9 protein-coding genes are annotated in these 11,506 nt (G+C 37.0%); 5 read left to right on the top strand and 4 right to left on the bottom strand.

The annotated features are described in order from the left end of the window. Positions 1 to 71: 71 nt before the first annotated feature. The 3 genes from ACQKN2_RS17145 to ACQKN2_RS17155 form a co-directional block, all read right to left on the bottom strand. Positions 72 to 200 carry a DUF6886 family protein gene (locus ACQKN2_RS17145; protein WP_427416015.1) on the bottom strand — a complete coding sequence of 43 codons (129 nt, stop codon included), beginning with the start codon at positions 198 to 200 and terminating at the stop codon, positions 72 to 74. Between the two features lie 13 nt (positions 201 to 213). Beyond that, positions 214 to 975: a class I SAM-dependent methyltransferase gene (locus ACQKN2_RS17150; protein WP_427416016.1), complete on the bottom strand. Its 762-nt coding sequence runs from the start codon at positions 973 to 975 to the stop codon at positions 214 to 216. Positions 976 to 1,161: 186 nt separating this feature from the next. Next, positions 1,162 to 2,364 carry a YbfB/YjiJ family MFS transporter gene (locus ACQKN2_RS17155; RefSeq protein ID WP_427416017.1) on the bottom strand — a complete coding sequence of 401 codons (1,203 nt, stop codon included), beginning with the start codon at positions 2,362 to 2,364 and terminating at the stop codon, positions 1,162 to 1,164. Between the two features lie 117 nt (positions 2,365 to 2,481). Between ACQKN2_RS17155 and ACQKN2_RS17160 the strand changes: the two genes are divergently transcribed. The 5 genes from ACQKN2_RS17160 (at position 2,482) to ACQKN2_RS17180 (ending at position 8,860) form a co-directional block, all read left to right on the top strand. Beyond that, positions 2,482 to 3,372 (top strand): LysR family transcriptional regulator, encoded by an 891-nt coding sequence (locus tag ACQKN2_RS17160; RefSeq protein ID WP_427416018.1) that lies wholly within the window; start codon positions 2,482 to 2,484, stop codon positions 3,370 to 3,372. 367 nt (positions 3,373 to 3,739) lie between these two features. Beyond that, positions 3,740 to 5,107: a guanine deaminase gene (gene guaD, locus ACQKN2_RS17165; RefSeq protein WP_427416019.1), complete on the top strand. Its 1,368-nt coding sequence runs from the start codon at positions 3,740 to 3,742 to the stop codon at positions 5,105 to 5,107. 40 nt (positions 5,108 to 5,147) lie between these two features. After that, positions 5,148 to 6,500: a uracil-xanthine permease family protein gene (locus tag ACQKN2_RS17170; RefSeq protein ID WP_427416020.1), complete on the top strand. Its 1,353-nt coding sequence runs from the start codon at positions 5,148 to 5,150 to the stop codon at positions 6,498 to 6,500. Positions 6,501 to 6,632: 132 nt separating this feature from the next. Next, positions 6,633 to 7,754, top strand: coding sequence for an N-methyl-L-tryptophan oxidase (gene solA / locus ACQKN2_RS17175; RefSeq protein WP_427416021.1), 1,122 nt, complete (start codon positions 6,633 to 6,635; stop codon positions 7,752 to 7,754). Between the two features lie 473 nt (positions 7,755 to 8,227). Next, a complete protein-coding gene (locus ACQKN2_RS17180; RefSeq protein WP_427416022.1) occupies positions 8,228 to 8,860 on the top strand; it encodes a response regulator transcription factor in 633 nt (210 codons plus the stop codon). A gap of 1,067 nt (positions 8,861 to 9,927) precedes the next feature. Here the strand turns inward: ACQKN2_RS17180 and ACQKN2_RS17185 are convergent. Continuing rightward, entirely contained in the window at positions 9,928 to 11,325 is a 1,398-nt protein-coding gene (locus tag ACQKN2_RS17185; protein ID WP_427416023.1) for an aldehyde dehydrogenase family protein, read from the bottom strand. Positions 11,326 to 11,506 lie beyond the last annotated feature (181 nt).

The following is an 11,506-nucleotide window of genomic DNA, read 5'->3' on the forward strand; positions in this document are numbered from 1 at the left end:
TAAAGGCTCGTTTATCCTGTCGGTTGTATTGGCACCAATATGATAGCAAACTCTTGGACAATTTCTAGGGGTTAATTAGGCAAACATGTATCGTTAATTGCCCATACTAGCCCTTTCTCTGGATCTAAATCTAGTCGATCAGGTAATCGGGGATGGAATACGGTAATATCGCTTTCCTCACTCACATGAAATATACGCACATGCTCCCCTCCTTTATTTTCTTAATTTAAATACGATAAAATTTGCACAATGCAAATCTTCCTCGAATTGTGGATACTTTATTAGCATCTCTTTTGAAGGCATCGGTTCGATAACGTCCTCTATAGAAAAGCCTGCTTGCATAATTGCTTTCATATAGCTCGTTAATGTTCGGTGATAAAATACAATTTTTTCATCGGAATCTAGCGGTAGCTTTTGATCATATACCCCTTCATAAAAATAACGCTGGACCTTCCAATACTGTTGGTCAAGCCGTTCATTTCTTATCCACCCACTATTCGGCGTAACAAAGCACGGGTGAAGAATTGAAAAGATGAGAGTACTATTAGGTTTTAAAAGACGATACATTTCACTCAAAGCTGCCTTATAATCCTCTAGATCTTGAAGGACCATATTGGAAACAATACCATCAAACTGTTCGTCTACTAAAAAATCTAGTTTTTCGCAATTTCCATGTTTATATTGTATAGGAACTTCCTCATGTGTTCTTTCTCTAGCAATTTCTAGCATCTTTTCTGAATAATCAACTGCTGTGACAATAGCCCCTTTTTGAGCAAGTATTCTACTTAAATACCCTTCTCCGCAGCCTGCATCTAGTAGCCTTTTTCCTTTCACCTCTTCTAATAATGAAAAAACGGCTGGATTTAATAATACTTCACGGTGTATGCCACCATGTTCATCGTAGTTTGCTGTAAACCTTTCTGCATGTTGATCCCATCGTTTAATCGCCTCTTCTGTCGGTACTGTTCTTGCCATATAATTCCCTCATCTCTTTATAGAATCGTAACGTTACGTCCCTTATGCACATTACTATTTTTTCATATACACCCAAAAAGTTATAGACTTTTATTTTATTTTTTTATATCATTTAGATTGAGGCACGCCATCTTTAAGTAAAAATATAAACCAGAAATTCCCAATAAGATTTCTGGCTTTTCTTATTTAAGAACTGGATTGAGTTTTGATAGGCAAGACATTGTCTAAAGCGGCCTGCTGTTTAACCGTGATCCATCTTCCACATAACATGACAATCAATGCAAAAAATACAATGACTCCTGCAAAGACAAGCGCTGCCTTATAGCTACTATAAACCGCCACAAGCTGGCCCGCGATGATCGGTCCGATAATTTGTCCAAAAGCATAAAACGTTGTTAACAATGATACGACTGGACCGCTTTGCGTTGGGAATAGCTGACGTGCATAAGAGGTCGTTAACGTCACAATGCCTACAAATGTTAAGCCGAATAAAAATGACGATAATAATACGCTCCATACTGTTTGAGAAAATACTGGTAATAAGATGCCTACTACTTGCAATACATATGCGACAAACAAAATTTTGATGGCAGAGAATTTTTCTAATAATACAGTCCAAACAGGTGCTGATGGAATAGCCGCTACCCCAACAATAACCCAGCTATAGGAAGAGTATGCTTGTAGTGAAGGAATATTATGAATGATATCAACTAAAAAAGTACCTGTAATAATATAGCCTAACCCCTCAAAGCCATATGCGACGATTAGCCATGGCATAAAGCCCTTTGTCATTTTTGTATCAGAGGTTTTTGCTGATTTCACACTATCTTGTACATGTAAACCTCTCCAAAGTATATATGTCGTTACTAAAAAAACTGCAGATAAAATCCCTAAGCCTATCCATGTACCTTGCCAAGCAAAACGTGCTTCAATAGCAGGGACTAATAAACCTGAAATAGCAATTCCTAATCCGATACCACCAAATAAATAGCCTGACCATCGTGTAAGTGAATGCTTTGCTAAATAATCCATAACAATACTACATGTTAATACAAAAATAAGTCCCCCTGTAATGCCCGCAATCAGACGAAGCACAAGCCAAACACTATATATTCCAATTATTCCCATAAGAACAACAGAAAGGACATTCAAAACAACACTTAACAATAAAAAGTTCTTTTTTTGGCGATTGATAAATCCTGCCCACAAAGCGCCAATGAAATAGCCAATATAATTACTCGATGCTAAAAATCCTGCAACTTCAAACGAAAACCCGACATCATGACGCATAAATGGCAAAATTGGCGTAAATGCAAACCGGCTAATCCCCATAGCCACTACAAGTAATAGCACCCCACCAAATAAAATTCCGATATGTTGTCGATTCATTTTGTCCCCACCCCCAAAAACTTGTTGTAATTAAAAGGATACAGAGTGAAAATTAATAAATCTAATATATAATTTATATAAAAGGATAAAAAATTTTTATATAAGGTGGGATACATAATGAATTTACATGCTCTTAGATTATTCACAAAAGTAGCTGAGCTCAATAGTGTTTCGAAGGCAGCGCAAGCTCTAATGATTAGTCAACCTGCCGTAACCATTCAAATGCGAAATCTGGAAAAGGAACTAGGCTTAACTCTTTTAGAATCGAAAGGTAGAGGAATTACCTTAACACAAAACGGTGAATTTTTATTTAAACAGGCCCAGCGATTATTTGATTTAGAATTGGACATTGAAAACAAACTAGAACAATTAAAAAACACAGGTAATGAAGAATTACAAATTGCTTCTACCCATGTTCCATCCCATTTTTTATTACCAAAATGGCTCGCAAAATATAAACAAGCCTATCCGACAACTAATATCCACATAAAAACGGCTAATTCCCAGCAGGTTATTGAAGAATTGCTTCACTATAAGGTTGACATGGCTTTTATCGTAAAAGAGGATGGCCATCATCCAGATATTAATTATCAATTTCTCATGAATCTCGATTATTGGTTTATCGTCCCATTTGACCATCCGCTGGCAGATCAGAAAGTGACATTAGCGGAATTAATGCAGCAGCCATTTGTTTCACGAGAAGATGGTAGCTCTACAAAAGAATATTTAAATGCTTTATGTAAAGTTCATAAAATTCCACCACCTAGAGTAGGGCTACAACTGGACGGTATCAATGAATCCATTCACGCCATTGCAGCTGGATATGGTACGATGTTAGCTCCGTCCATAGCGGCTTCTAGCTTTATTCAACGACAGCAAGTAGCGCGAGTTTTTATAAAAGACGTCGACATTCAGCGTCCTATTTATCTTTGCACAAGAAAAAATGAACAAAATACCTCGTCGACCTTTAATACTTTTATTAACATCATCAATGACTCAATTTCATAACAATTATTTTTCAAAAGTTTGAACTACACAAAATTTGTACAATAACGAATTAATGTGTAGTTCTTTTATTTATTAAAATTTGTAATCTACTTTATCTCATCACCATGGGATTGATTTCCTTTTCGGCTGGGCGCTTTCCGCCCAGCCGAAAAGGAAATCAACTATATTAGTATACGTTTTACAAATGTCATCCCAACTTTTGGCGATAATTCATCTCAATGCTTGTAAAAGCTGTAAAAAAATAGCGAAATCCGTTTAAAAATTCTGCGACAATCCTATTAATATTCGTTTTTTTATAGACGAAACAGTTTAAATGACCTATAATAATCCATACATTCATCAATACACGAACATTAAGGTGGTTTTTATGACTGAATATACGTCAATTTTCAAAGGGACAGCTTTTTCAAGTAAGTCTCCTACTGAAGTACAAATTTTAAAGGATTATTTATTCTTCATTAATGCTGATGGGATAATTGCGAAAATAGTAGCTCCTGAGCATGCGGATTATCAAAATCTACTAACTACATATCAACACAAAGAAAATTTTCATCAATTAGCCAGTGGACAATACTTCTTACCAGGCTTTGTCGATTTGCATGTACATGCACCGCAATGGGCACAAGCTGGAACTGCATTAGATATTCCACTTTATGATTGGCTGAACACATACACCTTCCCTATCGAATCCAAATTCTCCGATTTAGAGTTTGCACAAGAGGTCTATGAAGATTTAGTAAGTACTCTTCTTGCCAATGGAACTACTACATCGCTTTATTTTGCAACTGTCCATAAAGAAGCAAGCCTGCTATTAGCGAAAATTTGTGCTGAAAAAGGTCAACGCGGTCTAGTTGGGAAGGTTGTAATGGATGATCCTGAACAAAATCCAGACTATTATCGAGATGCAAATACTCAAACTGCACTTAAAGATACAGAAGAATTTATTTTAGCTGTGAAGGAATTAGCCAAATCAACGAAACAAGGTGTTTATCCAGTTGTAACACCACGCTTTATCCCAAGCTGCACAGACGATGCTTTAAAAGGTTTAGGAGAATTAGCTGCAAAATATGATACACATATTCAATCTCACTGTAGTGAAAGTGATTGGGAGCATGGTTACGTAAAGGAACGTTTTAAGAAAAATGATGCCTTTGCCTTACATGACTTTGGTCTCTTAGGCGATAAATCTGTGATGGCACATTGTAATTTCTTAAATGATGATGATGCACAGTTATTTGCTGAAACAGGCACAGCAATTGGCCATTGTCCAATTTCTAATGCTTATTTTGCAAATAGCGTCATTCCAATTGCCCGTTTCCATGCAAAAGGCATTGATATCGGATTAGGGTCAGATATTTCTGGCGGTTTCTCACCTAGCCTATTCGATAATGCTAGACAAGCAGTCATGTCATCTAGAATGCTAGAAGACGGTGTCGATACCTCTCTTCCTGCTGAAAAACGTGGTGTCCCAAATTCACGTATTACGATTAATGAAGCATTTTATTTAGCAACAGCAGGTGGCGGAGAAAGCTTGAGTCTACCAATTGGTCGATTACAAGAAAGCTACACGTGGGATGTACAAATCATCGATACTAACATACCTTCTGCAAAACTTCCTATTTTTGATAGCAAGGAAGATTTACAGGATATCTTCCAAAAAATTATGTATCTTGTGCGCCCTGAAAATATCCGTGAAGTATGGGTACAAGGAAATAAGGTTCACGCTAGAGCATAAATAAAAATTCTAAATTTACAATTTTGAGGTGTACATCTTAGTGGAAACGCAACATAACAAATTAGCTAACGATAAAAAGAAAACTCAGCAGTTAACAGTTTTACCAGATGAAAAGGTATCACTCGGTCAATCCGCACTACTTGGTTTACAGCACGTCATGGCGATGGATGTCTACGTAGTTCCTTTCTTAATTGCTATGTTAATCGGTTTACAATCAGGTCAATCAAGCGCATTGATACAATCGACCTTCATTGCGGCAGGGATTGCAACGATTATTCAAACTCACTTTTGCATGAAGTTACCGATAGCACAAGGTCCTTCATATGTTCCAATCGGTGCAATTGTAGGTATTTATGCAGCGAGTGGTAGTGGAGATCTTGGTTGGAGTACTGTGCTAGGAGCAAGTTTAGTCGGCGCCATCTTAGTTATTATTTTAGGTTTTACAGGTATATTCAATAAAATCGTGAAAACTTTCATTCCGCCAATTGTCGGTGGGACAATTATCTTTGTAGTAGGTCTTTCATTAATGCCTGTAGGTTTAAGTAATAACATTTTTAATGCTGCAGGAGCATCCATTAACCAAAACATCTATTTAGCTCTAATTTCAGCTAGCGTTCTAATCCTTTGTGTTATGCTAGGTTCTGTTTTTAATAAAAAAGGCCGCGTATTTCGTATTACATCAGTAATTATCGCTTTAGTCGCAGGTTGTATTGCGGCAAATATTATGGGTGTTTTAGATTTATCAGCAGTGTCACAAGCAAAATGGTTTAGTATGCCTCAAATTCCAATCGCAGATTTTAGCTTCACGTTTAATTTTTCAGCTATCATTACAATGGTCATTATTTATATCGTCCTAATGGCAGAAACAACAGGTACATGGTTTGCCGTGAGTAACGTCATCGATAAACCATTAACTGATAAACAAATTAATCGCGGGGTTATCGGCGAAGGAATTGGTTGTTTCATCGCATCATTACTAGGCTCAACTCCTGTCACTGGCTATTCAACAAATGCAGGTGTGATATCGATTACAGGTATCGCAAGTCGCCGTGTTTTTATTGCCGCAGGTTTTTGGTTTATTCTATTCGGCTTCTCTGGTAAACTAGCTGCTCTTATTTCTGCCATTCCATCAGCAGTTATCGGTGGTGTATTTGTTATCGTTTGTGGCATTATTGCAATCAGTGGTTTACAAGTAATGAAAAATGAAAACATTGGTGAAAAGGAAATGTATGTAATCGCAGTACCAGTGATTTTAACATTAGCTCTAACATTACTTCCTAAAGATTTCTTATACTCATTACCAACAACAGTTCAATACTTATTCGGCTCTCCAATAGCAACAGCTGCTATAGTAGCCATCGTATTAAATAAAATATTACCTAGTGTGAAATAGCTTTTTAACTAAAATGCCCAATACTCCTACTCTGTTAGGAGATTGGGCATTTTCTTATTTAAATTATTTTCTGAAATTTCTGTCCCACCCCCTTTTATTTTGTTATACTTTAGCAAAAAGGTAGGGATTAATATGGTTTACGACGTAATTATAATTGGTGCAGGATCGATGGGTATGGCGGCGGGCTATCATTTAGCGAAAGCAGGAAAAAATGTCTTGATGCTTGATGCCTTTAATCCTCCTCACGAAGAAGGTAGCCATCACGGAGAAACTCGAATTATTCGCTTTGCGTATGGTGAAGGCGCTAGCTATGTCCCTTTTGTCAAAAGAGCGGGTGAATTATGGAAGGAGCTTGAAACGTTAACCGATGAAGCTTTATTTTTACAAACAGGGGTAATGAATGTCGGTGAAGAGACCCATCCTTTTATTCAAAATGTAAAAACTAGTGCTAAACTCTACGATTTATCATTAGAGCAGTATTCAGCATCTGAGGCAATGAAAAAATGGCCTGGATTATCCTTACCAGAAAACTTTGTTGCTTGTTTTGAGCCTACTGCTGGTGTCCTTCGTGTAGAAGACTGCATTATCGCTTATAAAAAATTAGCGATCGAGGCGGGAGCAACCTTACATACAAATGAAAAAGTGCAGAACATCAAAGCTGGTGATATTGTACGTGTTCAAACGGCAAACACTATTTACGAAGCAAAACATTTAGTCGTAACAGCCGGTGCTTGGGCGACTGAGTTACTACAAACAATGGGCATCACGATCCCTGTAACACCGACGCGAAAAACATTTGCATGGTTTGAGGCAGAGGAGCAACTGTATCGTGAAGTTGTTTTCCCGGCCTATTGTTTTGAATTTGCAGATTCCATGTACTACGGTTTTCCAAGTATTAATGGAACCGGCCTAAAGCTTGGCAGACATGATGGCGGTGAGGCTATCAATCCAAACGATCCGCTTCGCCCATTCGACGAACAGGATGCAATAGATTTAGAAAACTTTATCAATCGTTTTATGCCTCAGCACGGTGCACTGAAATTCGGAAAAACATGTAAATATTCGATGACACCAGATGAGGATTTCATTATTGATTTTTTACCTGAACATCGAAATATTGTTATTGCAGCAGGTTTTTCAGGTCATGGCTTTAAATTTAGTAGCGCGGTTGGTGAAGTATTAGCTGATCTTACTCTACATGGAAAGAGTCAGCTAGACTTATCTCTCTTTAAACTAAAACGATTTGTGAAATAAAAACAACCATAGGAATTTGTTTCAAAAGTTAGTTGAGACAAATTCCTTTCTATATGAAGACGAAATAAAACAGATATTAATGTCCTATCCTGTTTTTTCAACTTTGGAGATTAATGCTTTATAGGTAAATCATCGTTTTCTAATTTTAAATAATGTTCACGTAGGCTATTCTTGTTAGTCCCAACTAAAAAGTTTAAAAAGCTTGATTCTTCCTGCATACTTAAGAACTTTCTCTATCATCTACAAATTGCACACTCTTCTCTTTTCAGTCACCTTGAAGTAATTTGCCTTTCGTTTTAAAAAACTTTCCCCTATTAATTATGCCTCGGCATAATTGCGACCGGAGACTTTGGGCCAACGTGAAGTTAAATCTATTTTTGGATTGTATCCCTTTCCAGAGCGAAATTAGGTATAATGCATTATAATTAACGATTTCAAAATAATAGTCCATTTTCATCAAAGGAGGTAAGGGATTGGTAAGTATTTTAGTAGTAGATAACCATAAAGCTGTTGGTGAAGGTATAAAATTATTGTTAGAACAAGAAGGCAATTTCCATGTCACGGTTGTAAGGACTAATGAGGAATCTTTGAATGCTCTCTCACAACAAACATTTGATATATTTTTATTTGATATAAGCATGCCATTTTTAAAGGATCCAGGATTATTAAAAATATTAAATTATGATGTAATTAAAATTATCTACACGGGTTACGACATTGAACCTTTCTTCGATATATTAGTAGAATCAGGTGTTTCTAGCTTTGTTAGCAAAACAGCCTCTACAGAAAATCTTATTGCGGCAATACGCTCCGCTCTAGATGGGAATGCCATGATGCCAGTGCAATTATTACAACAATTAAAAGTAGTAGATAACCAAAAGAACAAAATGGAACTAATGAATCAGTTAATCCAATATGACCTTCAAAAAAATGAACTTGCCTTGCTACAATTAGTGGCCGCTGGCAAAACAAATAAAAAAATAGCAGAAAATTTATTTGTCAGTTTACGCACAGTCGAATATCGTTTAACAAAGATTTTCAAAAAACTACAAGTACATTCTAGAATAGAAGCTGTTGAAAAAATTAGGGACATTGGATTGTTATAAAAAACCGCAAATGAGGGGAATTTTTCTAATTAAAAACTGCAAAAAATAAAGGGGAACCGAGAAAAATATTGCGGTCAAATCGTGGTTTATTTGTGGTCATACAGTTACGATACCATGAAAAAAATGATTATAAGTCGTTAGTAAAATATTTAAAATTCAAGTTTATAGTAGGCTCATCACCAAAAGTTGTGGATGACATTTGTTTAAGATCACGCCATATATATAAGTAGATTGGAGTGGAGGCTGGGCGACTCCATGGGGATTAGCAGTAGAGGAACGAAGGCTAAAAGCATCACATCCTGTGATAACGCCTTCGTGACCAACATCGGTGCTGTTGTTGCTGTCGCTTCGCTTTCGTACAGTTAAAACCGTGTTGCTGTCGCTTCGCTTTCGCACAGACAAAACCCTTTGCTGCCGCTTCGCTTTCGCGCAAAAAACATCTGTTGGCCCGAGATCCTGGAGCGAGCAATATGGGAAGCGCACAGTCAGAACGGAAATCAACCACACGTTATGGTGATAATCCTTTAACCCTTATATTAATACTTACATTGACTATTTTATAAATAATATACCACCAATATTAGTTTGGGGTGATAAAGTTTTGTAATGCTTATAGAAACAATAATACTGAAAGGTGTGTGATATTATTGCTCCGTAACCTTTTAATAATTGGATTAGCTATGTTTCTTACATTGGTGATTCAAAAAACTCTAAGTAATATAGGAATATTAAACAACTACTCTTTAACTTTAGATTTTTTAATCTATGTAGTAATATTTTTCATAGTTTATGCATTACTCGACATTAAAAATTTATATACCCTTATTTTGCAGAGAGAGTAGTGTAAACTACTCTCTTATTTATGATTAAAGTTATAATTAACACTTGATCTAATTGCACAAGAACATTATGTTTTCTTTTTGTATAAAGTTAATACCTCGAGCAAATGCCCCAGATTTTTTTAAGGTATTGCGTACAATTTAAGAAAAATCTGGGTCATTACACCGAGGCATATGTGACGTATATTTTTTTGTCTTCTATTTTAAATTTCTTACACGATTAACTTTTTATTCGCTTTTCGTGCCAATCGTAATGGTTTTAAACGTTGTAAAGAACTCTTTCGCCGCCTGCCCCTGCTCACGGGCACCCGTACTTGAGTTTTTCACTCCTCCAAAAGGTGCTTGAGGCTCTGCTCCACCCGTTTCATCATTAACCTGTACAAGTCCAACTTCACTACGGTTAATAAAATCAAATGCTTTCGGAATGTTATTTGTATAAATAGAAGCACTCAATCCAAAATTAGAATCATTCGATAATCGAATCGCTTCTTCATAATCCTTTACTTTGATGACGGCTAAAACTGGTCCAAAAATCTCTTCATGGGCAATCGACATCTCGTGTGTTACATTCGTAAAAATTGTTGGATCAATATAGTATCCATCTACCATACCTTTTGTAGGACCTCCGCCAAATACAAGCTCCGCACCCTCAACTTTTGCTTTTTCGATGGCGGATAAAATAGAATCATATTGCCCTTTGGATGACACTGGCCCCATCGTGACACCAACTTCAATTTTTTTAGCTTCTTCGATTAACTGCTCTAATACCTTTTCATAAACTGCTTCCTCGATGTAGACTCGACTAGTTGCTGTACAACGTTGTCCCGTTTGCTTCATCGCACCTTCAATCGTTAATTTTGCAGCTTGGTTTATATTGGCATCAGCTAAAATGATTGCTGCATTTTTGCCTCCAAGTTCGAGCTGAATTTTTTTATTAGTAGATCCAGCAGTATCTAAAATACTTTGACCCACACCATTTGAACCTGTAAATGTAATTGCCTTTACCTCAGGTGCCTCCAATAATACCTGCCCCACTTTTGAACCACGGCCTTGCACAACATTTAACACTTTTTTCGGTAATCCTGCCTGCTCAAATAATTCTCCTATTAATTTGCCGGTTAAAGCGCTTTCAATAGAAGGCTTCCAAACTACTGTATTGCCGTACACTAATGCAGGCGCAATTTTCCATAGAGGGATAGCGACAGGGAAATTCCAAGGAGTTATGGCAGCAACGACACCAAGTGGTACCCGCATTGTGTATAATAGTTTCGCTTCATTGGCAGAAGGTAACACCTCACCTTTTGCCCGCATCCCTTCTTGTGCAAAATAACGTAAAATGGAAGCGCCACGTTTCACTTCACCAAGCATTTCATTTTTCGTTTTACCCATTTCACTCGAAGCTATTTCAGCTACTTTATCAATATTTTTCTCAAGCAAGTCTGCTGTCACACGTAAAATTTCTCCACGTGCAACAGAAGACGTATTTTTCCAACCTTCAAATGCTTCCTGAGCTGCAACGATAACTTCTTTCGTTTCATCTATTGTCAAAAGCTCAACTTGACCTATACATTGAGATGGTTTCGCCGGATTAAATTGTTCACGTATTTCTCTAACGATAGTTGTCATAAAACTCCTCCTTCAAATAATGATCGTTTACAACTACATCAATTATGCCTCGGCATAATTGCATCCGGAATCGGCCGGAGGCTTTGGGCCAACAAGATGTTGGTCACTCAGTCGTTGCCACAGGACGTGGCGTTCTTAGACTGAGTTCCTCTTTTCAGAGGATGTTTGACACCCACTTAAA

This window comes from Lysinibacillus sp. NPDC093688, from assembly GCF_050280145.1.
In the GTDB taxonomy this organism is placed as follows: domain Bacteria; phylum Bacillota; class Bacilli; order Bacillales_A; family Planococcaceae; genus Lysinibacillus; species Lysinibacillus xylanilyticus_B.

Bases quoted from the DNA above. Each gene is read 5' to 3' on its own strand.
- ACQKN2_RS17150 (WP_427416016.1), bottom strand. From the start codon at position 975: ATGGCAAGAACAGTACCGACAGAAGAGGCGATTAAACGATGGGATCAA.
- ACQKN2_RS17155 (WP_427416017.1), bottom strand. From the start codon at position 2,364: ATGAATCGACAACATATCGGAATTTTATTTGGTGGGGTGCTATTACTT.
- ACQKN2_RS17160 (WP_427416018.1), top strand. From the start codon at position 2,482: ATGAATTTACATGCTCTTAGATTATTCACAAAAGTAGCTGAGCTCAAT.
- guaD (WP_427416019.1), top strand. From the start codon at position 3,740: ATGACTGAATATACGTCAATTTTCAAAGGGACAGCTTTTTCAAGTAAG.
- solA (WP_427416021.1), top strand. From the start codon at position 6,633: ATGGTTTACGACGTAATTATAATTGGTGCAGGATCGATGGGTATGGCG.
- ACQKN2_RS17185 (WP_427416023.1), bottom strand. From the start codon at position 11,325: ATGACAACTATCGTTAGAGAAATACGTGAACAATTTAATCCGGCGAAA.